Source organism: Brevibacterium sp. W7.2 (assembly GCF_018137945.1).
Taxonomy (GTDB): domain Bacteria; phylum Actinomycetota; class Actinomycetes; order Actinomycetales; family Brevibacteriaceae; genus Brevibacterium; species Brevibacterium sanguinis.
Window position 1 is genome coordinate 2389181 of record NZ_CP073089.1, and the last position, 26255, is coordinate 2415435.

The window sequence follows — 26255 nt, forward strand, 5'->3', positions numbered from 1 at the left end:
GATGCTTCATCGTGCAGTCGTGCGCCCGGTCCGCCATCCCCGATGCGGTAACCACAACGTCATGACCCACGACGACCATTACAAAATCACCAGTAAATCGCTACCACTTCGGCCTCAAGGAAGTTCACTGGCGCGTTCTCTACGTTACCTTCTGGCCCGTCGGTGACAGCCGACTCGTTGAGCAATGCGAGTCGCGCGACGGCCTGGTACGCCTGTCGAAGCGTCCGCACCAGTTGCCGGTCGATCGGAGCCGGCTCGGTTGACTCGGCGAGTGAAGGAGAAGCCTCGACCGCCGCGACTACCTTTTCGAACCCTCTTCGCACGATCCCGATGTCCCGCAGTTCCTCTAACGTGCCTACGGATTTTGCAGCGTCTGTGGAGACCTCCGAAAGCATTTCCGCTGAGGTATCCCGGGTTGTCAGCTGGGCGAGGTCGCGTCCGAACGGCACAAGCGCTTAGTCGCGGAGTACCTCGGAAACCGCTGGGGCGTCAGCCTGCTGAGTAACACTTCGAGCCTTCTCGAACAGGTACGAGAGATCGCGAATTTGGTCCCCGACCTCGGGGAGGAAGCGGTCGAAGACATCAGCGAGCTTGACCGGTGACCAGGATGTCTGGATCCCAGGTCTGGATAGCCGAGCGTAGACCGAGTAGGCCGAGTCGCCGAAGAGTACGCGGCGAACGTCCTTCCAATAGAGCGGCAGCTCCGTCACTCCCACGAGGTGTACTTCGCTCGCATCGTGGTCGAGCACGCTACCGTTAGCGATCATTGACGCGTCGACGAGCCATGAAGCGTCCTCGACCACGACCACGCGGTGGCTGGTCACACGGGCTTGGAGGGGCACCAAGTCAACGAGAAGACGAGATAGCAATTCGAGTACCCGCTGAACCTCTCCCACGGCGCTCTCCTCAATGCCAAACATCTCGGCGCGCCCTTCGACAAGGTCGATCATCGATGACACGGCTGCCGTGAACTGGTAGCTCCACTCGGGGCTGAGTTCGACTTGGACCTCGACGACGTCCCCACGGAGGAGGTCTTGGGCGCGCACTGCACGGCGTTGTTTCTCGAGCTTAGGGAGGTGATGTGCCAAGGACTTTACGGTGGCAACTGCTGCCGGCTTCGGACGATCTGGCTGGTCTTCGACTGAGACTCTCAGGTCTGCGTCGCCGATCCGTAGTGTGCGGAAGGTGCCCTGGGCGACCGCACGGCGCACCACCTCTTGCGATGTGGTTCGAGAGGATGCCGATCGCGTTGACATGCCTAACCCGGGACCCGCGGGCGTTGACGGAAGCGCGAGCGAGGTACCCGCGTCGGAGGAGGTGGTGGCACTGAGAGTGTCTTTGAACGACTCGGGCACCGAGCCGTGCCGAGCGGCCACCAAGCTGGTGACACTGGTCTCGTCGAGGTACACGAACTCACGGCGCTTGTGCTTCCACTCCTGGGACTGCCGTCGCCGCCGCCAAGCACGTCCAACTGCGATGAAGGGAGCTTTAACGATGGTGAGAATGCTCATTCACGCCCCTCCTGGCGTCGGGAGATTTCGCGGTTGCGAGCGGCCCGCGCTAGCCCGGCAGTGACGTCTTCAGCACAGAGTTCATCTCGCTCGTCAAGCACCGCCAACACACCGGCCTCGGTCCAGATCATTGCCAGTTCTGCTGCGCTCCAACGGTCGGTAGTTTCGACCAAGAGTTGCCAGTCGGCACAGTCGGCACCATGTACCCCGCGGGCAGATGCCTGAAGGATCTTCAGTCGATCTTCGGGGCTGGGGTTACCCTCAAACTCGAGTTTGTATGTAAGTCGCCCGGGTCGAAGAAGTGCGGTATCGAGCGCGCCGGGGAGGTTGGTGGAGGCAATCACTAGCACGCCCTTTCTGGCGTCGAACCCGTCAAGGGCCGTTAGGAACTGCCAGACGAAGCGGCTCGCATACTCCGGGGCGTCATCTCCTCGACTGGCTACAATACTGTCGAGCTCGTCAAAGAAAATGATGGCAGGGGCGTGTTCCTCGGCGTGCCGGAACAACGACCGCAGCCGTTGCTCGCTCTCGCCCACCCACTTGTTGATAATTTCCGGCCCGTCGACCAAGTAGAAGCGAGTGCCGATCTCTTTGCTCAAAACACGAGCAAGGTGCGTCTTGCCGGTGCCAGACGGACCGCTAAAGAGGATGCCCTTCACAGGGTTAACGCCGATTCGTTGAAGACGCTGCACAGGATCAAGAGCGACGCGCGCCAGTTCAAGCGCTCGCTCGACCAACGCGCTCGAACCCCCAAAGTCGGCCAAAGAGACCTCACCCGGGTCTTTAACGAAGCTCGTGGGATCGAGCTCGTCCTCGGCGCGGCCGAAACGGTCGATGGGCTTGCTACTCAAAACTGGCCCTGGTCGACCGTCCACATCGACGGCAAGTGTCTGCCCTTTGACGAAAGGGGTCGTCTCGCGCTGAGCGAATGTCTGGAGCCTGCCGTTGATTTCAAGCACGGCGGTCGATCCATCCTCGCTGATCAAACTCACGGTTGCAACGTCTCCCCCGCGAATCAGCCAGTCTTCTTCGGTGAGCAACCTGACCGGGTCGTCATCGTCGACCTCGTCGGGAACGTAGAGGATCTGGCCAGCCTCAACATTGTCCATCAGCGACTGGCGAAACCAGCCCGAGGCGCCATCGCGACGGTCGAACCAGACCAGGCCGGCTTCCTCGTCAACTCTCCTCACTCGCAAAATCGAGCCGTAGCTAAGGTCTACCTCGTCGCTCGTGTTGCTCACGCCCGGCAGTATATCTGCGAGTTCCGGCAACTCCGCGTGGCAACACGCCCCCGCGACGCATCCCGGGGACGTGTCTCACCTATCCGTCGTTGCGTCGATCGCTGGCAGCTGTGGGCGACTCGCGGCGCACCGAGCCGCCGAACCGGCCCTAGCCACCGGGATCAACGAAGAGGCGCGGTTGCCAATCGCCTCGCGGGTCTCACGCGCCCCCAGAGACCAGACGGGCAGAGCCATAGTCCCGCGAAGGGGCAAACCGATGTGGTGTGGACGGGATCGCGAAGCAGACCGCTAGCCCGACACGAACTCAGTAGCGCCAAGTTCACACGTTGAAGCGGAACTCCACCACGTCCCCATCGACCATGACGTAGTCCTTGCCTTCCATCCGCACCTTGCCGGCGGACTTGGCGGCCGCCATCGAGCCGGTGGCGTCGAGATCGTCGAAGGAGACGACCTCGGCCTTGATGAAGCCCTTCTGGAAGTCGGTGTGGATGACTCCGGCCGCCTCGGGGGCAGTCGCACCCTTCGGGATCGTCCACGCGCGCGATTCCTTCGGCCCTGCGGTCAGATAGGTCTGGAGACCGAGCGTGTCGAACCCGACGCGGGCGAGTTGATCGAGTCCGCTCTCCTCCTGACCGGTCGACTCGAGCATCTCCCGCGCCTCGTCCTCGTCGAGCTCTGCGAGCTCGGACTCGAACTTCGCATCGAGGAAGATCGCCTCGACCGGGGCCACCAGCGCCCGCATCTCGTCCTTCTTCGCCTCATCGCCGAGCACCTCGTCATCGACATTGAAGACGTAGAGGAACGGCTTCGTCGTCATCAGCTGAAGCTCCCGCAGCGGCGAGACGTCGAACTTGTCCGTGTGCATCGCCTGGTAGAGCGTCCGCCCGCTCTCGAGGATCTCCGTGGCGGCATCCATCGCCGTGAGCAGCTCGGCCGGCGCCCGCTTGCCCTTGACGTCCTTCTCGATCCGCGGGCGCGCCTTCTCCAGCGTCTGGAGGTCGGCGAGGATGAGCTCGGTGTTGATCGTGTCGATGTCATCGGCCGGGCTGATCTTGCCGTCGACGTGGACGACATCGTCATCGACGAAACCGCGGATGACCTGGCAGATCGCGTCGGCTTCGCGGATGTTCGCAAGGAACTGGTTGCCCAGCCCCTCACCCTCGGAGGCACCGCGCACGATTCCGGCGATGTCGACGAAGTCGACGGTCGCGTTGAGGATCCGCTCCGACCCGAAGATCTCGGCCAGGCGCGTCAGCCGCGCATCCGGCAGGGGCACAACGCCCACATTCGGCTCGATCGTCGCGAACGGATAGTTCGCCGCGAGAACCTGGTTCTTGGTCAGTGCATTAAACATGGTCGACTTGCCGACATTGGGCAGTCCCACGATTCCGATTGTCAGTGCCACGGTAGTCAAGTCTATCCCGGCGCCGAGGCGGTCCCCGAATCCTCGTGTCCGTGCCGTCTGTCACCCTGAAGTCATGAATGCATTTCCCGCCGCCGGCGTCATTGCCGCCTTCTTCCTGGCGATCCTCCTCAGCGCTGCCCTCGGGTTCCTCCTCGGCCGCGCCCTCACCCGCTCCCGCTACGTCGAGCGCCTGACCCGCGCGGAGACGGCCTCCCAGATCCTCTCCACCCGGACCGAGGACCTCGAAGCCGACGCCCAGATGGCCGGCGAGATCACTGCGGCCATCGGCCCCCTCGCCGCCAGTGTCCGGCAGCTGCACGAGAGCGTCCGCACTCAGGACAGGGCTCAGGTCGAGCAGATCACGCGGCTCAACGCCCAGATCTCGCATTTGAGCCAGCAGAATCTGCGGCTGCAGGAATCGACCGGGTCGCTCGCGAATGCTCTGAACTCCACGACGCAGCGCGGCGATTGGGGCGAGGTGCAGCTGCGGCGCATCGTCGAATACGCGGGACTCCTCCCCCACGTCGACTTCGATGCGCAGGTCAGCGTCGAACGCGATGGACAGCGCCACCGTCCCGACATGATCGTGCATCTGCCCGGCGGGGGCACCATCGTCATCGATGCGAAGACCCCGCTGTCGGCGCGGATCGGCGAGGGAGAGGAGGCCGACGGCAGTCATGCCCGCGCGCTCCTGCGCCATGTCGATGCGCTCGCGTCGAAGGAGTACTGGAAGGCGTTCGAGACCGCACCGGACTTCGTCGTGTGCTTCGTCCCCACCGACGGTCTGCTCTCGGCCGCGGCCGCGACCTATCCGAAGATGATCGATCATGCCCTGGGCAAGAACGTCGTCCTCACCTCCCCTGCCACGCTCCTCGTCCTGCTCAAGACCGTCGCGCTCAACTGGCGGCAGGCGGAGATGAGCACGTCGGCGGCTGAGGTCCTGCGTCTCGGCACGGAACTCTACGAACGCGTCGGCACACTCGTCTCGCATGTGTCGAAGATGGGTTCGAGCCTCGACCGCTCCGTCGAGGACTACAACCGGTTCGTCTCCTCGTTCGAATCGCGCTTCCTCGTCACGGCCCGGAAGTTCCCGTCGACGGGCATCGTCAGCGAGGAACTCGACGCGGTCGCCGAACTCGACTCCCGAGCGCGTGGCGTCAGTGCAGCCGAACTCTCACGCCCGAGCTTCGCCACAGACGATCCGCCACAGCTGAGGAGGAGGCACACCGGCACAGACTGAGACGAGCACACAGTGACGCCATCCGGCCGATCAGCGCGTCCGGTGAGGGTCGAACAGCTCACGCGTCCGGCTAAGGGGCGAACAGCTCAGATGATGTCGTGCTGACGGTCAGCGCCGTCGCGCTTGTTCGACGTCTTCTTGCCTGCCGCCTTGAGATCCTTGCGCAGTTCCCGCGGCAGCGAGAACATGAGATCCTCTTCGGCGGTAACGACTTCCTCGACCGACGCGAAGCCGTAGTCGGCGAGAAGTCCGAGCAGCTCCTGCACGAGGCCGTCGGGGACGCTCGCTCCCGAGGTGACGCCGACGGTGGCGACGTCGTGGAACCAGGTCTCGTCGACCTCGCGGGCGAAGTCGATGCGGTGGGCCGCTTTCGCCCCGTGCTCAAGAGCGACTTCGACGAGGCGCACTGAGTTCGATGAGTTCGCGGACCCGACGACGAGCACGAGATCGGCCTGCGGGGCGATCTTCTTCACCGCGACCTGACGGTTCTGTGTGGCGTAGCAGATGTCATCGCTCGGCGGATCCTGCAGCTGCGGGAAGCGCTGACGGAGGATGTCGACGGTCGCCATGGTCTCGTCGACGCTCAGCGTCGTCTGCGAGATCCACACGAGGTTCTCTGTGTCCTCGACCTCGACGGTCTTCGCTTCCTCCGGGTTCTGGATGAGCGTGATGTGGTCCGGGGCCTCGCCCATCGTGCCCTCGACCTCTTCGTGACCGGCATGGCCGACGAGGAGGATGCGGTAGCCGTCGCGAGCGAACCGGACGGCCTCCCGGTGGACCTTCGTCACCAGCGGGCACGTCGCGTCGATCGTCGCCAGATCGCGGGCGGCCGCCTCGGCGTGCACGGCCGGGGAGACACCGTGAGCGGAGAACACGACTCGCGCGCCCTCGGGAACCTCATCGGTCTCATTGACGAAGATCGCGCCGCGCTCCGACAATGTTTCGACGACGTGCCGGTTGTGGACGATCTCCTTGCGCACATAGATGGGGGCCCCGTAGTGCTCGAGCGCGCGCTCGACCGCGATCACGGCGCGATCGACTCCGGCGCAGTAGCCGCGCGGAGCGGCGAGCAGCACCTTCTGGTCGCTGCCGGCCGGGGTCCGAATATCGTCCGGGGCGATGCGCTTGCGCGGGATCGTGGGCATGGGAACAGAAACGGCAGTCACAGGAACAGTCTAAGTGTCGCGGCTGAGCATCAGCCACAAAGGTGAACCATTCCACAGGCAGTCACCTTGCCCGACTGCTGCCCGTGACCCGCCTGGCGGCGCTGACCCTCCATGTCCGAGGCGTTCGTTAGGCTGGGTCGGGACAAGGAGATGACATGGCGCAACGAATATCCGGCACCCCCGGGACGCTCGGCGAGTCCGTCGACCCGCAGGAGCTGCCGGCGACGGCGGCGGAGACCACCGCGGAGAACCCGTGGCCGCTCAGTGTGCTGTCGAACAAGATGAAGTCCTACATCGACCGCATGTCGAGCGTGTGGATCGAAGGCCAAGTCGTCGAACTCAACCATCGCGGCAAGGCCAGTTACCTCACGCTGCGTGACACCGACGTCGAGATGTCCCTGCCCGTCCAGATCTGGAAGAACGTCCTCGACCGCACGGGAGCGCAGCTGTCCGAAGGCAGCCATGTCGTCGCGAACCTCAAGGCCGACTTCTGGACGAAGACCGGCCGCCTGACGATGCGCGCCAACGACATCCGCGCCGTCGGGCTCGGCGAGCTCCTCGCCCGTCTCGAACGGCTGAAGAAGCAGCTCGCCGCCGAAGGCCTGTTCGACCCCAACCGCAAGAAGCGCCTGCCGTTCCTCCCGAATCGCATCGGGCTCATCACCGGACGCGATTCCGATGCCCAGAAGGACGTCGTGCGCAACGTCCACCTCCGCTGGCCCGCCGCCGACTTCGAGATCCGCAATACCGCAGTTCAGGGGCCCGACGCCGTGCCCGGAGTGATGAAGAACCTCGCCGAGCTCGACGCGGATCCGACGATCGACGTCATCGTCATCGCCCGCGGCGGCGGCAGCATGGAGGACCTCCTCCCGTTCTCCAACGAAGCGCTGGTGCGCGCCGTGTCCAATGCTCAGACACCGGTCGTCTCGGCGATCGGCCACGAAGCAGACCGCCCCATCCTCGACGAGGTCGCCGATCTCCGCGCGTCGACACCGACCGATGCCGCCAAGCGCATCGTCCCCGACGTCGCCGAGGAGGCCATGGGCATCCTCAATGCCCGGGCCATGCTCGATGCCGCAGTCAATCGCATCATCGACCGCGAGCAGGAGATGCTCACCGCCGTGCGCTCGCGACCTGTCCTCGCCGAACCCCAGACGATGGTCGATGCCCGGGAGGACGAACTCCTCATGCTCCGGCGCCGCAGCCTGCAGGCGATGTTCGGTCAGCTCAACCAGGGACAGAACGAGATCAACCATCTGCGGTCGCAGGCCCGGTCGCTCTCGCCGCTGCGCACCCTCGAACGCGGCTACGCGGTCGTGCAGACGGACAGCGGTCAGGCCGTGCGCGATGCCGACGAAGTCCACACTGGATCGACCGTCCACATCAGAGTCGCCCGCGGACGCTTCGACGCCGAGGTGACGACCATCGACGATGCCACAGAAGAGACAAGGAGCTGACCATGACCGAACCCGCAACCCAGCAGAGCGAACCCGACATCAGCACGCTGAGCTACGAACAGGCACGTGAGGAGCTCGTCACCACGGTCAAGCGCCTCGAGGCCGGCAACCTGCCCCTCGAGGAGTCGCTGCGCCTCTGGGAAAGCGGAGAGGCCCTGGCCGATCGGTGCCAGGCGTGGCTCGACGGTGCGCGCGAACGCCTCGACAAGGCCCGCGAGGACAGCACCGACGACGAATGACGGTGCCCGCCTCAGCTGCAGTCACGGCTCAGGCGAGGTCGGCTGACACCTGATCGGCGAAGTAGTTGACCGTGTCCGGAGTGGCGATCGCCGTGATGACGACGAAGACGTCGCCCTTCGACGTCACCCACTGCACCTTCGCATCATCGGTCCGGTACACCTGGTAGGTGTAGCCGCTGACATCGACGGTCTCGGCGGCGGTCGCATCCTGGACCCTACCGTCGGCCCAGGCCTGCGACGCCTGCGCCTGCTCGATGCTCACCCACTGATCGTCGGGCCCGAGGAACGACACGTACCACGAGGTGACGCCGGTGTCGCCGATGCGGTCGAGGTTCGCTTCATTCGACGTCCACCCCGAGGGCACGTCGGGAACGACGAGTGGATAGTCCGTGTTGGCCTGGGACGCCTCGGCGATCGCGCGGTAGTCGACGACCCGTTCGGAGTTGACCTCCGGCTGCGGGGCGAGGAGGAGAACACCGCCGACGAGAGCCAGGCAGGCCATGATCGCCACGGTCATGTTCACCCAGTTCGAGTTCTTCCGCAGCAGACGCATCTCTTCCCGCGACCCGGGAAGGACGACTCCGGACTGGTCGGACATGGAAACTCCTTCGCGGCCGGTCCCCTGCTGCTGCCGGGAACCCGTTTCGTCGGTGGTGGAACGGACATTCACCCCTCCATTGTCCCCGTGCGGCCCACCAGGGGCCAATCGGCGGTGCCCCTGACCCCGCCGGCGCACGGGTGCACCGTTGGGCAACCGACACTCAGCCGCTCGACGTGGTCGGCTGTCGCTCCGCATCCGAAGAGGTGTCAGCACTCACCGAGGAGGTGTCGGAGACCACCTGAGGAGGGTGGCACAATTGGAGGCATGAGTGACCCACAGGATTCAGTTGACGTGAAATCGCATCATGATCGGGGCCGAGTGGACGCGGAAGCGCCACCCGTCGCAGTCACCGACGCATGGTCCCAGCAGGCCCAGGTCGGAGCCGATGCTCCCGACCGCAACCTCGCCCTCGAACTCGTGCGCGTCACCGAAGCCGCCGCCATCGCCGCCGCCCCCTGGGTGGGCCGCGGGGACAAGAACGCCGCCGACGGCGCCGCCGTGGCCGCGATGCGCAATGTCATCTCCAGCGTCCGCATGGCCGGAACCGTCGTCATCGGCGAAGGCGAGAAGGACGAAGCGCCGATGCTCTTCAACGGCGAGCAGGTCGGCGATGGCGGCGGAGCCCGCTGCGATGTCGCCGTCGACCCGATCGACGGCACCCGCCTGACCGCGCTCGGCATGCCCAACGCGATCTCCGTCATGGCCGTGACCGAAGACGGCGCGATGTACGACCCGTCGGCCGTGTTCTACATGGAGAAGCTCGTCACCGGCCCTGCCGCCGCCGACGCCGTCGACCTTCGCCTGCCGATCGCGGAGAACATCCGCCGCGTCGCCAAGGCGAAGGGAACGAAGGATCCCGCCTCGGTGACGGTGATGATCCTCGACCGCCCCCGCCACGAGAAGACGATCGCGGAGATCCGCGCCGCCGGCGCCCGCATCCGTCTCATCACCGACGGCGACGTCGCCGGCGCCATCGCCGCCTGCCGACCCGACACGGGCGTCGACATGCTCATGGGCATCGGCGGCACCCCCGAGGGCATCATCACCGCGTGTGCGATCAAGGCCCTCGGCGGAGTCATCCAGGGCCGCCTGTGGCCGCAGGACGACAGCGAGCGCGAAGCCGCGGCGAAGGCCGGCCTCGACATCGACCAGGTGCTCGGCACCGATGACCTCGTGACCGGGGACAACTGCTACTTCGTCGCCACCGGCATCACCCAGGGCGACCTGCTCGACGGCGTGAAGTTCCACGGCAGCCACGTCTCGACGCACTCGCTCGTCATGCGGTCGAAGTCCGGCACCGTGCGCTCGGTCTTCGCCGAGCACCAGTCGGCGAAGACCCACTCCTACGTCGAGGCCGCCGAAGAGGCCGCCCGCCGCGGACTCGTCTGACCCGAACTCCATCACCGGTGCCGGTCGCCCCGGCGCCGGTCCCAGACACAGCGGGTGCGATGCCGCTCGCTCCACCATCACCGGCCCAGGGAAGCAGGTCAGGACGCAATGCCCAATCAGGCTTGGAAGCGCTTGCAGGAAGGCAACCGCCGGTTCGTCAACGACGAGCCCGAACATCCCAACCAGGACACGGCCCGCCGCGAGGCGGTGACGGCGGACCAGAAGCCGTTCGTCACCCTCTTCGGCTGCGCCGACTCCCGGGTGGCCGCGGAGATGATCTTCGACGTCGGGATCGGTGACATGTTCGTCGTGCGCAATGCCGGACAGGTCATCGACCCCGTCACCCTCGGTTCGCTCGAGTACGGGGTCGAAATGCTCGGCACTCCCCTGCTCGTCGTCCTCGGCCACGACAGCTGCGGGGCGGTGACGGCGGCCTACAACGCCTACGACACCGGGGAGACCCCGCCCGGGTTCATCTCCGACGTCGTCGCCCGCATCCTCCCGACCGTGGCCCGGGCGCGGAAGAACCACCGCACCACCGTCAATGAGACTGTCGTGCAGAACACCATCGACACCGTCGAGAAGATCATGCAGCTCTCCACGCTGATCTCCCGCGCCGTCGAGGAGGGCCGACTCATCATCGTCGGCATGACCTACCAGCTCCACGACGGTCACACGACCGTCGTCGCCCAGTACGGAGGCGACGAGGCCGCGGTCTCGACCTACGCTTCCTGACCCGCGGCCGGAACGTGAGGGCGCCGCGGCGTCAGCACGTCGCGGCCGCACACACCATCACGAAAGGACAGTGCCCAAGCATGAGCGAAGAGTTCCGCATCGAACACGACACCATGGGTGAAGTGAAGGTTCCCAAGGACGCCCTCTACAGCGCGCAGACCCAGCGCGCCGTCGAGAACTTCCCGATCTCCGGCAAGACGCTCGAATCCGCGCACATCGCCGCCCTCGCGCAGGTGAAGAAGGCAGCGGCCAAGGCCAACCGGGAGCTCGGCGTCCTCGACGCCGACCGCGCCGAGGCGATCGAGAACGCCGCCGACGAGGTCATCGCCGGCAAGCACGATGCGCAGTTCCCCATCGACGTCTTCCAGACCGGATCCGGCACCTCGTCGAACATGAACACCAACGAGGTGCTCGCGACGCTGGCGACGAAGGCCCTGGCCGACAAGGGCATCGACGTCCACCCCAACGACCACGTCAACGCCTCGCAGTCGTCGAACGACGTCTTCCCCACCTCGGTCCACGTCGCCGTGACGAAGGCCCTGGTGACAACGCTCATCCCGGCCATGGACACGCTGGCGACGTCGCTGGAGAAGAAGGCCGAGGAGTTCGCCTCGGTCGTCAAGTCCGGGCGCACCCACCTCATGGACGCCACCCCGGTCACCCTCGGCCAGGAGTTCGGCGGCTACGCCGCGCAGGTCCGCTACGGCATCGAGCGCATCGAATCGGCTCTCCCCCGCGTCGCCGAGGTGCCGCAGGGCGGAACCGCCGTGGGCACCGGCATCAACACCCCTGACGGGTTCTCCTCGCGCGTCGTCGAGATCCTCGCCGAGGAGACCGGCCTGCCGATCACCGAGGCCCGCAACCACTTCGAGGCCCAGGCCAACCGCGACGGCCTCATCGAGGCCTCGGGTCAGCTGCGCACGATCGCCTACGGCTACATGAAGATCTGCAACGACCTGCGGTGGATGGGCTCGGGACCGAACACCGGCCTCGGCGAGATCGCCATCCCCGACCTCCAGCCCGGCTCCTCGATCATGCCCGGCAAGGTCAACCCGGTCATCTGCGAGGCGACGATCCAGGTCGCAGCCCAGGTCATCGGCAACGACACGACCGTGGCCCTGTCGTCGACGAACGGCGCGTTCGAGCTCAACGTCGGCATCCCCGTCATGGCCTCGAACCTCCTCGAGTCGATCCGCCTGCTCGCCAACGCCTCGACGGTGATGGCGGAGAAGATGATCGACGGGCTGACCGCGAACGTCGAGCGGGCGCGCTTCCTCGCCGAGGCGTCCCCGTCGATCGTCACCCCGCTCAACAAGGTCATCGGCTACGAGAACGCCGCGAAGATCGCCAAGCACGCGGTCGCGAACAAGATGACCGTCAAGGAGGCGACGATCGATCTCGGCTTCGTCGAGAACGGCTCGATCACCGAGGCCGACCTCGACAAGGCGCTCGACGTCATGACGATGATCGGCACCTACAAGTGAGCTGAGCCGCTCACCGCACAGCGCCCGCCGCCGGTCACCACCGACCGCCGACGGGCGCTGTCGCGTCTGAGCACACCCTAGGACCGGAACGGGTCGAACTCCTCGAGGACGTCGGTGACGAGGGCGGCGATGTCCGAGCGCTCCGAACGGGTGAGCGTGACGTGCGAGAAGAGGTCGTGGCCCTTGAGCTTCTCGATGACCGCGGCGATCCCGTCATGGCGCCCCACCCGCAGATTGTCCCGCTGCGCGACGTCGTGGGTGAGCACGACCTTCGAGTTCATCCCGATGCGCGAGAGCACAGTGAGCAGCACATTGCGTTCGAGCGACTGCGCCTCATCGACGATGACGAAAGCATCGTGGAGCGACCGGCCGCGGATGTGCGTGAGCGGCAGCACCTCGAGGATCCCCCGGTTGACGACCTCGTCGATGACGTTCTTGCTCACCAGCGCGCTGAGCGTGTCGAAGACCGCCTCGGCCCAGGGGTTCATCTTCTCCCCCTCGCTGCCGGGCAGGTAGCCGAGGTTCTGGCCGCCGACGGCGTAGAGCGGGCGGAAGACCATGATCTTCGAGTGCTTGTTCTCCTCGAGCACCTTCTGCAGCCCCGCCATGAGAGCGAGCGCGGACTTCCCCGTTCCGGCTCGCCCACCCAGCGACACGATGCCCAACTCGTCATCGAGCAGCATGTCGATGGCCACCCGCTGCTCGGCCGACCGCCCGTGGACGCCGAAGATGTCCCGGTCCCCGCGCACGAGGCTGACCGTGTTGTTCGCCCGCACCCGGCCGAGAGCCGACCCCCGCGGTGAGGTGATGACGACGCCGGTGTTGACGACCTCGTCGGCCACCGCATCGGTCTGGATCGACCCCGAATCGTAGAACTCCGACATCTCCTCATCGCCGAGTGCGAGATCGCTCATCCCCGTGAATCCCGAATCCGTGGCGAGTTCGGCCAGGTACTCCTCGGCCTGGAGGCCGAGCGCCGAGGCCTTGACGCGCATCGGCACATCCTTCGTCACGACGACGACGTCGTGGCCCTCCGCGGCGAGGTTGCGGGCGACCGCGAGGATCCGCGTGTCGTTCTCCGACCGGTCGAAGCCGACGGGCATCGTCGAGGCGTCGATGTGGTTGAGTTCGACGCGCACCGTGCCCCCGGCATCGCCGACGGGGATCGGCTCGTCGAGACGGTCGTAGTCGGAGCGGAAGTCGTCGAGGATGTGGAGGGCCTTGCGGGCGGTGAACCCGAGTTCAGGATGGTGCCGTTTCGCCTCGAGCTCCGAGACCACGACGAGAGGGATGACGATGTGATGCTCTGCGAATCTCAGCAGTGCTCCCGGATCCGAGAGAAGCACCGAGGTGTCGAGAACGTATGTGTGGACCTTTTCGGCCATGAGGACCCCTGTTGCGTGCGTAGCGCCGAGGTCCAAGTCCTGACATCCCCCGAACCCCGGGTTGGTGTCGACCAACTACAGCCAACCTAACCCCGGTCTCGGGCGTGTCCCGGTACCGGCACGCGCATCCGCGTCATGAACTTCGCATGAATGGGATGGGTGATAGTTTCGGCCCATGGCCGATGCGATCTTCGAGAACCCGCAGCTCGTCGCCGTCTACGATGCCTTCGACGCTCCCCGCGACGATCTCGACCTCTACACCTCACTCGCCGAGGAGGTCGCGGCATCGGCGGTCATGGACCTCGGGTGCGGCACCGGTGTGCTCGCCCGCAGGCTCGCCCGCGCCGGCCGTCACGTCCTCGGCATCGATCCGGCCCGGGCGTCGATCGATCTCGCGAAGGCGCACGCCGCCGAGGAGGGGCTCAGCATCGATCACCGCGTCGGCACCGCAGCGGACATCCCCACCGCTGTCGCCGATCTCGTGACGATGACCGGCAACGTCGCCCAGGTCTTCCTCGGCCTCGACGACCTGCGCGCCGTGTTCGCCGACTGCGCCCGCGGCCTGCGCTCCGGTGGTCACCTCGTCGTCGAGACCCGCGACCCCGCCGTCCGGGCCTGGGAGGCGTGGGGACGGCACCAGCCGCGCACCCTCGACGTCGACGGCATCGGCGAGGTCACGGAGACCCTGGCACTGGGTCAGGTCGACCTGCCGTTCGTCTCCTTCTCCCACCTCTACCGCTTCGCGGCCACGGGCGATGTCATCGGCTCGCGCTCCCGGCTGCGCTTCCATGAGCAGGGCGAGGTCGCCTCGGCGCTCGAGGCCGCCGGCTTCGCCGTCCGCGACATCCGGGACGCACCGGACCGCCCCGGTGCCGAATGGGTGTTTCTCGCGCAGAAGCGCTGAGCCCGGCGACCACGGACGAAGCGTTGATCCGGGACTCGGGGTCTACCGGCCGAAGCGGCGCTGGCGCAGCCCGTAGTCACGGACCGCGCGGAGGAAGTCGGTGCGCCGGAAGTCGGGCCAATAGGTTTCGCAGAAGTAAAACTCCGAGTACGCGCTCTGCCACATGAGGAATCCGGAGAGCCGCTGTTCGCCCGAGGAGCGGATGATGAGGTCCGGATCGGGCTGACCCTTCGTGTAGAGGTGCGCCCCGATCTGCTCGGGTGAGAGTTCGGCGATGATCGTCTCGAGGTCGACGCCGTCGTCGGTCCGGGTCCGCAGCAGGGACTTCACGGCGTTGACGATCTCCTGCCGCCCCCCGTAGCCGACGGCGACGTTGACGCGCATCCCGCGTCCGTCCGAGGAGGCCGCGGCTTCGAGGCAGGCGCGCAGGTCAGGCGGCAGGATGTCGAGGTCGCCGACGAGCTGGACCCACACCCCGTCGAGCTTCGCGATCCGCTCGACCATGTCGGAGATGATCTCGATGAGCACGGCCACCTCGTCGGCCGAGCGGGCGAGGTTCTCCTTCGAGAGCACGTAGAGGGTGACGATCTCGACGTCGACCTCCGTGCACCAGCCGAGGAACTCGACGATCTTGTCGGCCCCGGCGCGATGGCCGTCGGCGGTCGTCGCACCGAACTCCTTCGCCCAGCGGCGGTTGCCGTCGGTGATGACCCCGACGTGCCGGGGCACGGGCACCGAGGTGTCGAGCTCGCGCAGGAGTCTCCGCTCGTAGAGGCGGTAGAGCAAGCTCAGCGGTCGTGCCACGTCGCCTTCTTTCTCCTGCGGTCCCGGTCGGTCGAACATCATCCAGAGTACTATCCTCCGACCGCCTCACCTGCGGTCGGTCTCAGCCGGTGACTCTCCGAGGTCAGCGCTGAACTGCCACGACCGGCACATGGGCCGCTGGGGATCCTGCCAGGAGAAGCCAGTAGATTGAAGCCATGAACGCTCCCGTCACGGACCCGCCTGCGCTCGACCGTCCCGATTCGCCGGACCGCCAGCCCCGCTCCGGCGGCGCGTATCCCGTGCGGATCGCCCGGCGCCGCACCGCGCTGCGCTCGGAGCTCGGCAAACTCGCCGGACAGGTCAAGCCGAAGCTGCGCGGCTGGTTCCATGCCGGAGCGTTCCCCCTGGCGATGATCGGCGGGTTCGCCCTCGTCATCATCTCCCCGACGATCGAATCGCGGCTGGCGGCCTCGGTCTTCGCCGTCACCGGGATGCTCCTCTTCGGCACCTCCGCGGTCTATCACCGCGGCCGCTGGCGGACCCGCGCCCGCCTCATCCTCCGCCGCCTCGACCACGCGAACATCTTCCTCATCACCGCCGGGACCTACACCCCGCTCGCTGTCCTCATGCTCCGACCGGACCAGGCGATCCTCCTGCTCTCGGTGCTCTGGGGTGCGGCGGCCCTCGGGGTGGCGTTCCGGACGATCTTCACGACCGCGCCGAGGTGGCTCTTCGTCCCCGTCTACGTCTTCTTCGGCGTCGCCGGGGTCGGCTACATCCCGCAGATCTGGACGACGATCCCGGCCGTCGGCATCCTCATCGTCGTCGGCGGCGTCTGCTACATCGCCGGTGCCGTCATCTACGGCATCAAACGGCCCAACCCGGCACCGAGGTGGCTCGGGTTCCATGAGATCTTCCACATCCTCACGATCGCCGGCTACGGCTGCCACCTCGCCGCGCTCCTCGTCGCGGCCGTCGCGGCGTACTGAGCGCCGGCGGCCGCGCAGGCGTCGCACCGGCCGAGCACACAGCGCACACAACAGCGCCGGACCCGGCGACCGCCTCGGCGATCATCGGATCCGGCGCTGTGGACTGCCGGTGAGGTCGGGATGGGCACTCACCCCGGGCCTCTCAGCGGTTCAGCCGTCCTGCTTCCGGGTCTTCTCGGTTCCACCATCGGCATCGGCCTGGTCGGATTCGGAAGAATCGCCGGTGGCCTCGGGGGCGTTGGCCCCGGAGAGCTTCGACTGGTTGGGCACCGCGTACTTGCGCAGCGGGATCGGGTAGGCGTCGCTGGCCCGGGACCGCGCCCGCACCCGGCGCACGCGCTTGAGGGCGTCGCGGATGAGGAAGATCGCGACGACGACGATCGCGAACGTCGTGAGGAAGCCGATCGTGCCCGGAGTGACGAGGTCCGGATCGGGCCCACCCGACGGGGTCGCCGTCCCCGTCGCCGCGAGCACCGCGACCGCTGACAGGCTCGACTCGGTTGCCATGACGCTCATGCGCTCTCTCCCTGGTATTCGTCGACGGAGGGTGAGGCCGGGAGCATGCCCTCGGCCGGGACCGTGCTGCCGTCGTCGCGTCGGACTCCGGCGAAGAGATCGGACTCCTGGAAGTCGACGCCCGGAGTCAGCGGCGGCCGGTCGGTGCGGTCGACGGCGAGTTCGAACTCCTCGGTCGGCCAGTACTTCCGGGCCGCGACCCGCGAGGCGGAGAAGAACCCGCCTTCGGGATCGATCTGGGTGGCGTGGGAGAGCAGGGCGCGATCACGGGCGTCGAAGTACTCAACGCAGTCGATGCGCGTCGACAGCCAGTTGACGCGTTCGGCATCGCGCTTCCTGAAGTCCTCGATATGGTCGGCGAACGGCGACTCGAGACCGGCCTCGGTCATCTTCTCGTGGATCGTGATCCACTTCTTCGCCGAGAGGTCCTGGTTGTAGTAGACCTTCTGCACCTGCCACGGCTCGCCGAGCTCGGGATAGGCCTGCGGATCTGCGGCGGCGTCGACGGCGGCCATCGTCACCGCGTGGTTCTTGATGTGGTCGGGGTGCGGGTAGCCGCCGAGCTCGTCGTACGTCGTCACCACCTGGGGCCGGAACTGCCGGATGATGTGGACGAGAGGCAGCATCGCGATCTCGTCGGGCACCCGGTAGAAGCAGCCGGGCGGCGTCTGGTTCTCGAAGTCGCCGTCGGGCAGACCCGAATCGACGTGGCCGACCCACACGTGCTCAGCGCCGAGCGCGGCAGCGGCGGCCGCCATCTCCTCACGGCGCAGTCCCGCGATGTCGCGGGTGGCCTTGGGCGATTGGAGGAGCGCCGGATTGAGGATGTCGCCGGCCTCTCCCCCGGTCATCGAGGCGATGAGGACGCGCGCGCCGAGATCCGCGTACTTCGCGCTCGTCGCGGCCCCCTTCGACGACTCGTCGTCGGGGTGGGCGTGAACTGCCAGCAGACGCAGACCCTCATATGGAAGCGCAGTCATTTCTCGGAAGATCCCTTTCGATTCGCCGTGAGCCGTTCCTCACTCCGCGTGCCCGTGGACATGATCGCAGAACTCGGATCGACTACTCTAGGTTAGTGCGCGAGACTGACAGATGAGGAATTCAATGACTGAGGTTACAGCCGCAGACCCCCAGAGCGACCGGTACGGCCGCAGCCGCACTCCGCAGCGCCGCCTCAGCCGCCGGGCCACGATCATCGGCGCAGCGGTCATCGCCGTGGCCGTCGTCGTCATCGGCGTCATCAACTTCCAGCCGTCGCAGGAGCCCACGGATCCCCGGACGCTCAACTATGCCATCGTCGATTCCGCGAAGACTCAGGTCAGCGTCGCCATCTACCCTGATCAGACCCGCAGCGTGCACTGCATCGTGCAGGCGACGAACGATCGCGAGGCGATCGTCGGCTTCACCGAGGTCAGCCTCGAGGCCGACCCGCAGGCCGACCCCACCTCGCCCAAGCAGATCGACGTCACCCTCGCGACGACGCAGCTCGCGGCCTCGGGACACGCCGACGCCTGCTGGTTCGAGTGAGCCGGCCGGCACTGAGCGCGAACTCTGCCCCGCCCTTGAGCCGCAAGGTCACCTGTTCCCACTGATTCCTCGCCGAGGCGGTCTGACGTGGACGATCTCAGTGTCCGGATGGTGATCCAGATCATCGTATTTCGCCGCAGATGCGTTAGACTGTAGTTTCATTCACCACCCGGGCGTACCCCACGCCCGGTTTTTCGTTGCCTGACGTGCCGTCAGTGCACCGAACCGAAGAAGGAGAAGTCATGACCGAGGATGTCACCCAGGAAGAGACATGGTTGACACAGGAAGCCTTCGACCGTCTGTCGAAGGAACTGGAACACCTCTCCGGACCGGGACGTGCAGAGATTGCTGAGAAAATCGAAGCCGCCCGCGACGAGGGTGACTTGAAGGAGAACGGCGGCTATCACGCGGCGCGCGAAGAGCAGGGCAAGCAGGAGGCCCGCATTCGCCAGCTCGAACAGCTGCTCCGGTCCGCGAAGGTCGGAGAGAGCGAGAGCGACGGCAAGACGGTGTCCCCCGGGTCCGTCGTGACCGCGAAGGTCGCCGGCAACGAGATGCGCTTCCTGCTCGGCAGCCGCGAGATCGCCGGCGATTCCGACATCGACGTGTTCTCGGAGAAGTCGCCGCTCGGTGCGGCCGTGCTCGGTGTCGCCGTCGGCGACAAGACGAGCTACGAGGCCCCCAACGGCAAGGAGATCTCCGTCGAGGTCGTCGACATCGAGGCCTTCTCCGGCTGAGACCGGCTGCGATGCAGCGAAGACCGGTGGGCGGGTGCATCATGCACCCGCCCACCGGTCTTCTCTTCTCCGCGTGCGGACGACGCCCCACGACACGGTGCTGAGCGGTCGAGGCCGCTCAGCACCGGGCGGACTCAGCGCTGCGGATCGTCGCGGCCGGCGCCGCTGCGACCGCTCGGGGTCTCCGATCCGGGGAGGTCCTCGGGTTCGGCCGAATCGCGGCCCTCTGCGGCGCTCCTGGCCTCCGCCGCGTCGACCTTGGACTGTGCGGAGTCGAGGACGGCGTCCGCCTCGGTGGTGTCCGGTCTCTCCTCCGGGGGTGCCGCACCTCCCCGCGGACCGTTGGCGTGGACGATATAGCTGACGACGGTGTTGAGCACGGCGACGAGCGGAACCGCGAAGAGGGCGCCGACGATGCCGAAGAGGAAGCCGCCGGCGGCCACGGCGAGGACGACGGCGAGCGGGTGGACGGAGACGGCCTTGCCCATGAGGAACGGCTGGAGGACATGGCCTTCGAGTTGCTGGACGCCGATGACGACGGCGAGCATGATGATCGCCGAGACGAGCCCGTTCGACACGAGCGCGACGACGACGGCGACGATGCCCGAGGCGACCGCACCGACGATCGGGACGAACGAGGAGAGGAAGACGAGCAGCGTCATCGGGATGACGAGCGGCACGCCGAGGATCGCGGCGCCTATGCCGATGCCGATCGCGTCGACGGCGGCGACGAGGATCTGCACCCGCACGTACTGCGTCAGCGTCGTCCAGCCGCGACGGGCGGCGCCGATCGCGACCGGCTGGGCGGGGATCGGGAGGAGGTTCGCGACCCACCCGAAGATGCGCTTGCCGTCGTAGAGGAAGAAGAACGTCGCGAACAGGGTCATGAGGAGACCGGCGAGGAACGACCCCACCGAGGTGGTCGCCTGGACCGCTCCGCCGAGCAGCTGCGAGCCGTTGTTCTGGAGGAACTGGGTCGCCGACTGGACCGCGTCGTCGATGTAGGTCGAGATCGTTCCCGAGTCGATGCCGAACGGATTGTGCGCGAGCCAGTCGCTGATGCTCGAGAACCCGGTGATGACCTGATCGATGAGATCGGGCATGCCGGAGTAGATCTGCTGTCCGACGAGGGTGAAGAGCCCGACGACGACGACGATGAAGCCGACGAAGGAGATGGCGGCGGCGAGACCGCGCGGCATCCGCTTCGCGAGCCAATCGGTGAGCGGACCGAGCAGTGCCGCCAGCAGCAGCGCGATGAGCACCGGCAGGAGGACGTCCCAGACCTTCGACAGCAGCCAGAAGGCCACGCCGATGCCGACGAGGACGACGATCGAGCGCCATGACCACGCGGCGGCGACTCGCAGGCCCGGGGAGACGTACGGTTCGGAATTGGCGTCGAGGCGAGCGTGCGCGACGTCGGTGGCGCTGACGTCCCCGGCGCGCACCGCTTCGTCGTCATTGCTCCGGCGAGAGCGGCTGCGATCTCCGCGGGCGGAGTTCCATGCCCCCTTCAACCGGAATCGGGATTCGGTGTTCTCGTTGTCTGACATGCTCCAACAATAGTTGTTGAGCATGGCTGTGAGGTGGAATGATGACAGCACAGGAAGGGATTCTTTGTGAGAAAGCGCATCTTCTACGCCGCCGCCACCATGACAGGGGCGGCTGTCGGCATCGGCGCATCGGCCGCCGGGCTGCTCCGCCGCCAGGCCTCGTCCCTGCGTCGGGGGTTCGACGCCGACGCCGACCGTCGCCACATCACCGTCGCCGAGGATGTTCCTCCACCGGGCACCGATGACGGGGATGTGGCCTCCCTCGCCGTCATCGGCGATTCGTGGCTGTGCGGCGTCGACATCGACGATCCCGCCCAGACCCCTGCCATGCTCATCGCCCGCGGCCTCGGCAGGCTGCTCGGGACCACGGTCCGGGTGGAGTCGACCGCCCGTCCCTCGGCGCTGTCGGATCAGCTCTCGGCACAGGTCGATGAGATCCTCCGCTCGTCCCGACTCGCCCGGCAGGGCGCGGAGTCGTGGACCCAGGACCGTCGCTTCGCGATCATCTCGATCGGCACCGGGGACGTCATCCATCCCATCCACGGCCCGATCGGCGTGCCGGCGCTCACCCAGGCGATCAACCGGCTCCAACGCGAGGGCCGGTACACGGTGTTCGTCCTCGTCTGCCCCAACCTCGGCGGTCTTCCGGGGCTGCGCGACCCGCTGAAGACGACGCTGCGGCGCTCGTCCCGCGTGCTCGCCGGCTCGCAGTGGCTGGCGGCCCTGTCGGCCCGCGCTGTGCCGCTGCTCGCCACCGGATCGCTGACGGGCACGACCCGGAAGTCGCTGCTCAACGAGTCCGGCCGGTTCCCCAGCGCCCTCGGCTACGCCCAGCTCGCGTCGACGGTGCTCGCCGCGATCGCCGAGCGCATCGCCGCCCCTATCGCCGTCGACCGCTCGCAGGACATCCCCGACGACACGCGCGAAGAGCCTGCCGACCTTATCCCAGGACAGGGCCGCGCCGCCGATGAGGACGCGTCTGCGACCGCACCCGCCGACCCCACGCCGCCGGCCTCCGAGGGCACGGCCCCGTGATCCCGGTCGTCCTCGCTTCCCAGTCCCCCTCCCGCCGGCAGATCCTCGCTGCCTCGGGCATCGACCCCACCGTCATCGTCTCCGAGGTCGACGAGCGCGCGATCGAGGAGTCCTTCACCGGGTCCGTCGGGGACCTGACGACGGAGCTCTCAGCGGCGAAGGCCCGGGCGGTCGTCGCCCGACTCGAGACGATGCCTGCCGCCGACCTGCCCGAATCGCTGCGCGGGGCCCTGACCTGCGTCGTCATCGCCGGCGATTCCCTGCTCGAACACGACGGCGCGGCGATCGGGAAACCGGGCACACCGGAGCGCACACGCGAGATCTGGGCGTCGATGGCCGGCGCCTGGACGACGCTGCACAGCGGTCACTCGCTTGCGCTGCTCGACCGCACCGACCTCGCTGCGCCCTTCCGGCTCCGCGACCTCCGCTCGCAGCGGTCGGCCACCTCGGTGCTCATCGGCACCCCCAGCCCGGAGGAGCTCGAGGCCTACATCGCCACGGAGGAGCCCTTCCACGTCGCCGGTGCCCTGACGATCGACGGCTTCGGCGGTGCCTTCGTCGACCGGCTCGACGGGGACCATCTCACGGTGCTCGGGCTCAGCCTGCCGGTTGTGAGGGATCTCGCGCGTGACATGGGCCTGTTCTGGCCCGATTTCTGGTCCGTCCGGGACTAGACTCGAAGCGGTCGAGCGGACACGCCCGGCGCCTTTGAAGTTTTCTCATGAGGTTTTTATCGCTGGCCTACAAACGGTTTGCGGCGATCCCTAAATTGATCTGAGATCATACAAAAGGAGCGCCATGACCACAGTTCTCCCCGACGAGACGACCGATTCGCTGTCCACCCACGTCCCCACGGCCCCCGTGCGCCGCGTCCTCATCGCCAACCGCGGTGAGATCGCCCTGCGCATTATCCGGGCGGCTCACGACCTGGGCATCAAAGCGGTCGCCGTCTACACCCGAGCCGACGCGGACGCCGAGTTCGTGTCGCTCGCCGACGACGCCTGGCTGCTCGAGGGCACCGGCGCCGGGGAGACCTACCTCGACATCGACAAGATCCTCGACCTCGCCACGCGCTCCGGGGCCGATGCCATCCACCCCGGCTACGGCTACCTCGCCGAGAACGCGCTGTTCGCGCAGGCTGTCATCGATGCCGGGCTGACGTGGGTCGGCCCTCCCCCGGCCGCCATCGAGCTCCTCGGCGACAAGTCCGGTGCCCGTGAGGTCGCCGAGGCGGTCTCCGCTCCCGTCGCACCGGGCTCCGACGGCGCCGTCGCCGATCTCGCCGAGGCCGCCGCGGTCGCCGAGCGCATCGGCTATCCCGTCGTCATCAAGGCCGTCCACGGCGGCGGCGGCCGCGGCTTCCGCGCCTGCCCGACCGCCGACGACCTCGAAGCGGCGTACACCGCGGCCACCCGCGAGGCCCTGGCCGCGTTCGGGCGCGGCGAATGCCTCATCGAGAAGCAGATCGTCCACCCCCGGCACATCGAGACGCAGTGCCTCGCCGACTCCTTTGGCAACGTCCGCGTCCTCTCGACCCGCGACTGCACGCTGCAGCGCCGGAACCAGAAGATCGTCGAAGAGGCTCCCGCCCCGTTCCTCACCGCGGAGCAGGAGCGCATCGTCACCGAGGCCTCGATCCGCGTGCTCGCCCACGTCGGCTACGTCGGCGCCGCCACGTGCGAGTTCCTCCTCGGCACCGACGGGACGATCATCTTCATGGAGGCCAACGCGCGCATCCAGGTCGAGCACACCGTCACCGAGGAGGTCACCGGCGTCGATCTCGTCGGCTGGCAGCTGCGCATCGCCTCCGGTGAGCGCCTCCCCGAGACGTTCCCCGCTGTGCGCGGACACGCGATCCAGTTCCGCATCAACGCCGAGGATCCCACGACGTTCTTCCCCGCCACCGGCACCGTGAAGAACTACCGGGCGCCGGCCGGGCCAGGGGTGCGCCTCGACTCCGGCATCGGCGAGGGCAGCGTCGTCGGCACCGACTTCGACCCGATGCTCGCCAAGCTCATCATCACCGGCGCCGACCGCGACCAGGCGCTGGCGCGCTCGCGTCGCGCCCTGAGCGAGTACCGCATCGACGGGGTCTCCACCCTGCTGCCCCTCCACCGCATCCTCGCCTCGGAACCGGCATTCGCCGGAGACTTCGCGGTGTGGACCAACTGGCTCGAAACCGCGTTCGTCAATCCGCTCGCCGCACCGACCACAGGAGATCACATGAGCACCACCGCTGACAGCTTCAGTGTCGTCGTCGAGGTCGACGGCCGCCGGATGACCGTGTCGGTTCCCAAGGACGTCATCTCCGACCTCGGTCACGTCCCGAGCCCGAGCGTGCCCCGCCGCAAGCGCAACCTGCGCCGCAAGGGCGCGCAGCTGACCGACGAGTCGAACGCGCTCAACGCCCCGATGCAGGGCACGATCGTCTCCGTCGCCGTGGCCGCCGGCGACACCGTCGAGGCCGGGGACACGCTGGCCGTCATCGAGGCGATGAAGATGGAGCAGCCGCTCAAGGCGGGCCACTCGGGCACGGTCTCCGAGGTCCTCGTCGACGCCGGCACCGCCGTGAAGTCGGGAGAGCCGATCATCCGGTTCGCCGCCTGAGTCCGCTGCGCTCACTCACTGCCCGGATCACCCGTCGTCGGTGATCCGGGCAGTGAGGTAGTCGGACTCGGCATCATTGCCCGGACACGCCAGTGCGCTGCGCAGCGCCGCCTCGGCGTCGTCCTCACGTCCCAGCTCACGCAGCGTGATCGCCCGGGCGATGTGATAGGGACGATGACGCTGCAGCTGCGCCTGCCCGCCGAGCGCATCGAGGGCGGAAAGCCCCGTCGCCGGACCGCTGACCTTCCCCCGCACCACCGCGATGTTGAGGGCGACGACCGGGGTCGGCTCGAACCGCTCGAGCAGCCGGTAGAGGACGAGGATCTGCGGCCAGTCGGTCTCGGCGAACGTCGGTGCTTCGGCATGGACGGCCGCGATCGCCGCCTGCACCGTGTACGCCCCCGCGCCCTGTTCACCGGCCGCTGCCTGCGCCAACCCGAGGCCTTCGGCGATGAGCCGCGAATCCCAGCGCCGCCGGTCCTGGTGCGCGAGCGGGATCGGGCGCCCGTGCTCATCGACCCGCGCCTCCGCCCGAGCCCGGGTGAGCAGGAGCAGGGCGAGCAGACCGCGGGCCTCCGTCCGGTCCGGCAGCAGCCGCACGAGCAGGCGCGCCAACCGGATCGCCTCCTCCTGCAGGTCGGTGCGCGCATGCACCGGTCCGGCTGTCGCGGCGAACCCCTGCGTGAAGATGAGGTAGACGACGCGCAGCACCCCGGGCAGTCGGTCACCGAGGACCTCCTCGGTGGGGGTGCCGAACGGAATCCCCGTCACCGTGATCCGCTTCTTCGCCCGCACGATCCGCTGCTGCATCGTCGTCGTGTCGACGAGGAAGGCGGCAGCCACCTCGGCGGTGCTCAGTCCGGCGAGGAAGCGGAGGATGAGGGCGATCCGCTCGGGCTCTTTCAGGGTCGGATGCGCGCAGGTGAAGAAGAGACCGAGCCGATCATCGGGGATGCGGGCGGAATCGAGGTCTGCGCCGAGGCGGTCGGCGTGGTCCTCGTGATCGCCGGGACGCCGCTCATCCTCGATCCGCAGCCGTGCGAGGTGCCGTGCTCTGCGGGCATCGGCGCGGATGAGGTCGATCGCGCGGTTCTTCGCCGTCGTCATCAGCCACGCCTGGGGGCTGGCGGGGACTCCCCTGTCCGGCCAGGTCTCGACAGCGCGGACGATCGCGTCGGCGAGGGCCTCCTCGGCGAGATCGAGGTCGTGGAAGGTCCGGGCCAGAGCCGCGAGCAGGCGCCCGTGGTCCTCCTCGCCGATCGCGGTGAGGGCTCGGGCGGCTGCCGCGGACTCGGTGGCCATTGCCGGACTCAGTAGTCGGCGAGCGGCCGGATCTCGATGTGCCCGAACTTCGCGCCGGGGCTGCGCTTCGCCCAGCCGATCGCATCGTCGATCGTCGGCACCTCGATGACGTAGCTGCCGCCGACGAACTCGCTCGATTCGGCGAACGGCCCCGAGGTGACCAGCGCCTGCCCCTCCGCTTCGCTCACTCTCACCCCGTGCTCGGGGCCTTCGAGGGCGAAGCCGCCGACGACGATGCCGGCGGCGCTGATCTCCTCGTCGAAGCGCATGAACTCGCTCGGGTCGGGTCCGCCGTCCTCACCGCAGTCGGCGTCGGCGGTCCTGCCCATGAGCAGCAGTGCGTATTTCATCTCTGACTCCCCTTCGCTTGCGGATGCGCCTCGCGCACCCGGTGGCGCCGGACGGGATCGTCCGACACCACTGTGACGTCCCTGAGGTCAGGATATCGACACCGGGAGGCGAAAAGATCT

26 protein-coding genes are annotated in these 26255 nt (G+C 67.4%); 13 read left to right on the forward strand and 13 right to left on the reverse strand.

Annotation, left to right across the window (positions count from 1 at the left end; genetic code table 11):
- Positions 1-86: 86 nt before the first annotated feature.
- The 4 genes from J9315_RS10830 to ychF all read right to left on the reverse strand — a co-directional run bounded on the left by J9315_RS10830 (position 87) and on the right by ychF (position 4157).
- A complete protein-coding gene (locus J9315_RS10830; RefSeq protein ID WP_211977869.1) occupies positions 87-449 on the reverse strand; it encodes a hypothetical protein in 363 nt (120 codons plus the stop codon).
- Between the two features lie 6 nt (positions 450-455).
- Positions 456-1511: a hypothetical protein gene (locus J9315_RS10835; protein WP_211977870.1), complete on the reverse strand. Its 1056-nt coding sequence runs from the start codon at positions 1509-1511 to the stop codon at positions 456-458.
- Positions 1508-2752, reverse strand: coding sequence for an AAA family ATPase (locus J9315_RS10840; protein WP_211977871.1), 1245 nt, complete (start codon positions 2750-2752; stop codon positions 1508-1510). Before J9315_RS10840 ends, J9315_RS10835 begins: the two co-directional genes overlap by 4 nt.
- A 319-nt stretch (positions 2753-3071) precedes the next feature.
- The gene (gene ychF / locus J9315_RS10845; RefSeq protein ID WP_137824708.1) at positions 3072-4157 is read right to left on the reverse strand and encodes a redox-regulated ATPase YchF; all 1086 of its coding nucleotides are present in this window, start codon (positions 4155-4157) and stop codon (positions 3072-3074) included.
- A gap of 73 nt (positions 4158-4230) precedes the next feature.
- Between ychF and J9315_RS10850 the strand changes: the two genes are divergently transcribed.
- Positions 4231-5397: a DNA recombination protein RmuC gene (locus J9315_RS10850; RefSeq protein ID WP_211977872.1), complete on the forward strand. Its 1167-nt coding sequence runs from the start codon at positions 4231-4233 to the stop codon at positions 5395-5397.
- Positions 5398-5483: 86 nt separating this feature from the next.
- Here J9315_RS10850 and J9315_RS10855 read toward each other — a convergent pair whose 3' ends face one another.
- Complete coding sequence (locus J9315_RS10855) at positions 5484-6542, reverse strand: 4-hydroxy-3-methylbut-2-enyl diphosphate reductase (protein WP_198500938.1); 1059 nt, start codon at positions 6540-6542, stop codon at positions 5484-5486.
- Positions 6543-6718: 176 nt separating this feature from the next.
- On the opposite strand from J9315_RS10855, the gene xseA reads away from it, so the two are divergent.
- Entirely contained in the window at positions 6719-8020 is a 1302-nt protein-coding gene (gene xseA, locus J9315_RS10860) for an exodeoxyribonuclease VII large subunit (RefSeq protein ID WP_198498427.1), read from the forward strand.
- A gap of 2 nt (positions 8021-8022) precedes the next feature.
- Entirely contained in the window at positions 8023-8259 is a 237-nt protein-coding gene (locus J9315_RS10865; protein ID WP_198498426.1) for an exodeoxyribonuclease VII small subunit, read from the forward strand.
- A 28-nt stretch (positions 8260-8287) separates the two neighbouring features.
- On the opposite strand, the gene J9315_RS10870 is transcribed toward J9315_RS10865, so the two are convergent.
- Positions 8288-8857 carry a DUF4245 family protein gene (locus J9315_RS10870; RefSeq protein WP_198498425.1) on the reverse strand — a complete coding sequence of 190 codons (570 nt, stop codon included), beginning with the start codon at positions 8855-8857 and terminating at the stop codon, positions 8288-8290.
- 267 nt (positions 8858-9124) lie between these two features.
- Here J9315_RS10870 and glpX point away from each other — a divergent pair, with 267 nt between their 5' ends.
- The 3 genes from glpX (at position 9125) to J9315_RS10885 (ending at position 12468) form a co-directional block, all read left to right on the forward strand.
- A complete protein-coding gene (glpX, locus tag J9315_RS10875; RefSeq protein ID WP_137824713.1) occupies positions 9125-10249 on the forward strand; it encodes a class II fructose-bisphosphatase in 1125 nt (374 codons plus the stop codon).
- A gap of 108 nt (positions 10250-10357) precedes the next feature.
- Positions 10358-10984, forward strand: a complete 627-nt coding sequence (locus tag J9315_RS10880) for a carbonic anhydrase (protein ID WP_137824714.1) — start codon at positions 10358-10360, stop codon at positions 10982-10984.
- A gap of 80 nt (positions 10985-11064) precedes the next feature.
- A complete protein-coding gene (locus tag J9315_RS10885; protein ID WP_137824715.1) occupies positions 11065-12468 on the forward strand; it encodes a class II fumarate hydratase in 1404 nt (467 codons plus the stop codon).
- 77 nt (positions 12469-12545) lie between these two features.
- Here the strand turns inward: J9315_RS10885 and J9315_RS10890 are convergent, their stop codons facing one another.
- On the reverse strand, positions 12546-13853 hold the full coding sequence (locus tag J9315_RS10890) for a PhoH family protein (RefSeq protein WP_198498424.1): 1308 nt from the start codon (positions 13851-13853) through the stop codon (positions 12546-12548).
- A 175-nt stretch (positions 13854-14028) separates the two neighbouring features.
- On the opposite strand from J9315_RS10890, the gene J9315_RS10895 reads away from it, so the two are divergent.
- Positions 14029-14757 carry a class I SAM-dependent methyltransferase gene (locus J9315_RS10895; RefSeq protein WP_198498423.1) on the forward strand — a complete coding sequence of 243 codons (729 nt, stop codon included), beginning with the start codon at positions 14029-14031 and terminating at the stop codon, positions 14755-14757.
- Between the two features lie 42 nt (positions 14758-14799).
- Here J9315_RS10895 and J9315_RS10900 read toward each other — a convergent pair whose 3' ends face one another.
- A complete protein-coding gene (locus tag J9315_RS10900) occupies positions 14800-15561 on the reverse strand; it encodes an isoprenyl transferase (RefSeq protein ID WP_249120888.1) in 762 nt (253 codons plus the stop codon).
- A 176-nt stretch (positions 15562-15737) separates the two neighbouring features.
- On the opposite strand from J9315_RS10900, the gene J9315_RS10905 reads away from it, so the two are divergent.
- The gene (locus J9315_RS10905) at positions 15738-16511 is read left to right on the forward strand and encodes a hemolysin III family protein (RefSeq protein ID WP_198498422.1); all 774 of its coding nucleotides are present in this window, start codon (positions 15738-15740) and stop codon (positions 16509-16511) included.
- Positions 16512-16661: 150 nt separating this feature from the next.
- Here the strand turns inward: J9315_RS10905 and J9315_RS10910 are convergent, their stop codons facing one another.
- Both J9315_RS10910 and mca read right to left on the reverse strand, forming a co-directional pair.
- Positions 16662-17027: a hypothetical protein gene (locus J9315_RS10910; RefSeq protein ID WP_232623553.1), complete on the reverse strand. Its 366-nt coding sequence runs from the start codon at positions 17025-17027 to the stop codon at positions 16662-16664.
- Positions 17024-18007 carry a mycothiol conjugate amidase Mca gene (mca, locus tag J9315_RS10915; RefSeq protein ID WP_198498421.1) on the reverse strand — a complete coding sequence of 328 codons (984 nt, stop codon included), beginning with the start codon at positions 18005-18007 and terminating at the stop codon, positions 17024-17026. The genes J9315_RS10910 and mca overlap by 4 nt, the downstream gene beginning before the upstream one ends.
- 124 nt (positions 18008-18131) lie before the next feature.
- Between mca and J9315_RS10920 the strand changes: the two genes are divergently transcribed.
- Positions 18132-18554, forward strand: coding sequence for a DUF4307 domain-containing protein (locus tag J9315_RS10920; protein ID WP_198498420.1), 423 nt, complete (start codon positions 18132-18134; stop codon positions 18552-18554).
- A 242-nt stretch (positions 18555-18796) separates the two neighbouring features.
- A complete protein-coding gene (greA, locus tag J9315_RS10925; protein ID WP_137824722.1) occupies positions 18797-19291 on the forward strand; it encodes a transcription elongation factor GreA in 495 nt (164 codons plus the stop codon).
- Positions 19292-19425: 134 nt separating this feature from the next.
- On the opposite strand, the gene J9315_RS10930 is transcribed toward greA, so the two are convergent.
- Positions 19426-20841, reverse strand: a complete 1416-nt coding sequence (locus J9315_RS10930) for an AI-2E family transporter (RefSeq protein WP_211977873.1) — start codon at positions 20839-20841, stop codon at positions 19426-19428.
- Positions 20842-20907: 66 nt separating this feature from the next.
- On the opposite strand from J9315_RS10930, the gene J9315_RS10935 reads away from it, so the two are divergent.
- The 3 genes from J9315_RS10935 (at position 20908) to J9315_RS10945 (ending at position 24483) form a co-directional block, all read left to right on the forward strand.
- Positions 20908-21876 (forward strand): SGNH/GDSL hydrolase family protein, encoded by a 969-nt coding sequence (locus J9315_RS10935; RefSeq protein ID WP_232623552.1) that lies wholly within the window; start codon positions 20908-20910, stop codon positions 21874-21876.
- Positions 21873-22550 (forward strand): Maf family protein, encoded by a 678-nt coding sequence (locus J9315_RS10940; protein ID WP_198498418.1) that lies wholly within the window; start codon positions 21873-21875, stop codon positions 22548-22550. Before J9315_RS10935 ends, J9315_RS10940 begins: the two co-directional genes overlap by 4 nt.
- Before the next feature lie 124 nt (positions 22551-22674).
- Positions 22675-24483 carry a biotin carboxylase N-terminal domain-containing protein gene (locus tag J9315_RS10945; RefSeq protein WP_211977874.1) on the forward strand — a complete coding sequence of 603 codons (1809 nt, stop codon included), beginning with the start codon at positions 22675-22677 and terminating at the stop codon, positions 24481-24483.
- Positions 24484-24510: 27 nt separating this feature from the next.
- Here the strand turns inward: J9315_RS10945 and J9315_RS10950 are convergent, their stop codons facing one another.
- Both J9315_RS10950 and J9315_RS10955 read right to left on the reverse strand, forming a co-directional pair.
- A complete protein-coding gene (locus tag J9315_RS10950) occupies positions 24511-25785 on the reverse strand; it encodes a sigma-70 family RNA polymerase sigma factor (protein ID WP_198498416.1) in 1275 nt (424 codons plus the stop codon).
- An 8-nt stretch (positions 25786-25793) separates the two neighbouring features.
- Positions 25794-26135, reverse strand: coding sequence for a YciI family protein (locus J9315_RS10955; protein ID WP_198498415.1), 342 nt, complete (start codon positions 26133-26135; stop codon positions 25794-25796).
- Between the last annotated feature and the right edge of the window lie 120 nt (positions 26136-26255).

Coding starts and splice junctions, on each gene's coding strand:
- J9315_RS10955 (WP_198498415.1), bottom strand. CDS start 26,135: ATGAAATACGCACTGCTGCTCATGGGCAGGACCGCCGACGCCGACTGC.
- J9315_RS10850 (WP_211977872.1), top strand. CDS start 4,231: ATGAATGCATTTCCCGCCGCCGGCGTCATTGCCGCCTTCTTCCTGGCG.
- J9315_RS10835 (WP_211977870.1), bottom strand. CDS start 1,511: ATGAGCATTCTCACCATCGTTAAAGCTCCCTTCATCGCAGTTGGACGT.
- J9315_RS10920 (WP_198498420.1), top strand. CDS start 18,132: ATGACTGAGGTTACAGCCGCAGACCCCCAGAGCGACCGGTACGGCCGC.
- xseA (WP_198498427.1), top strand. CDS start 6,719: ATGGCGCAACGAATATCCGGCACCCCCGGGACGCTCGGCGAGTCCGTC.
- J9315_RS10890 (WP_198498424.1), bottom strand. CDS start 13,853: ATGGCCGAAAAGGTCCACACATACGTTCTCGACACCTCGGTGCTTCTC.
- J9315_RS10885 (WP_137824715.1), top strand. CDS start 11,065: ATGAGCGAAGAGTTCCGCATCGAACACGACACCATGGGTGAAGTGAAG.
- J9315_RS10930 (WP_211977873.1), bottom strand. CDS start 20,841: ATGTCAGACAACGAGAACACCGAATCCCGATTCCGGTTGAAGGGGGCA.
- J9315_RS10905 (WP_198498422.1), top strand. CDS start 15,738: ATGAACGCTCCCGTCACGGACCCGCCTGCGCTCGACCGTCCCGATTCG.
- J9315_RS10895 (WP_198498423.1), top strand. CDS start 14,029: ATGGCCGATGCGATCTTCGAGAACCCGCAGCTCGTCGCCGTCTACGAT.
- J9315_RS10865 (WP_198498426.1), top strand. CDS start 8,023: ATGACCGAACCCGCAACCCAGCAGAGCGAACCCGACATCAGCACGCTG.
- J9315_RS10870 (WP_198498425.1), bottom strand. CDS start 8,857: ATGTCCGACCAGTCCGGAGTCGTCCTTCCCGGGTCGCGGGAAGAGATG.
- J9315_RS10945 (WP_211977874.1), top strand. CDS start 22,675: ATGACCACAGTTCTCCCCGACGAGACGACCGATTCGCTGTCCACCCAC.
- J9315_RS10855 (WP_198500938.1), bottom strand. CDS start 6,542: ATGCCCACGATCCCGCGCAAGCGCATCGCCCCGGACGATATTCGGACC.
- J9315_RS10880 (WP_137824714.1), top strand. CDS start 10,358: ATGCCCAATCAGGCTTGGAAGCGCTTGCAGGAAGGCAACCGCCGGTTC.
- J9315_RS10910 (WP_232623553.1), bottom strand. CDS start 17,027: ATGAGCGTCATGGCAACCGAGTCGAGCCTGTCAGCGGTCGCGGTGCTC.
- greA (WP_137824722.1), top strand. CDS start 18,797: ATGACCGAGGATGTCACCCAGGAAGAGACATGGTTGACACAGGAAGCC.
- J9315_RS10950 (WP_198498416.1), bottom strand. CDS start 25,785: ATGGCCACCGAGTCCGCGGCAGCCGCCCGAGCCCTCACCGCGATCGGC.
- glpX (WP_137824713.1), top strand. CDS start 9,125: ATGAGTGACCCACAGGATTCAGTTGACGTGAAATCGCATCATGATCGG.
- mca (WP_198498421.1), bottom strand. CDS start 18,007: ATGACTGCGCTTCCATATGAGGGTCTGCGTCTGCTGGCAGTTCACGCC.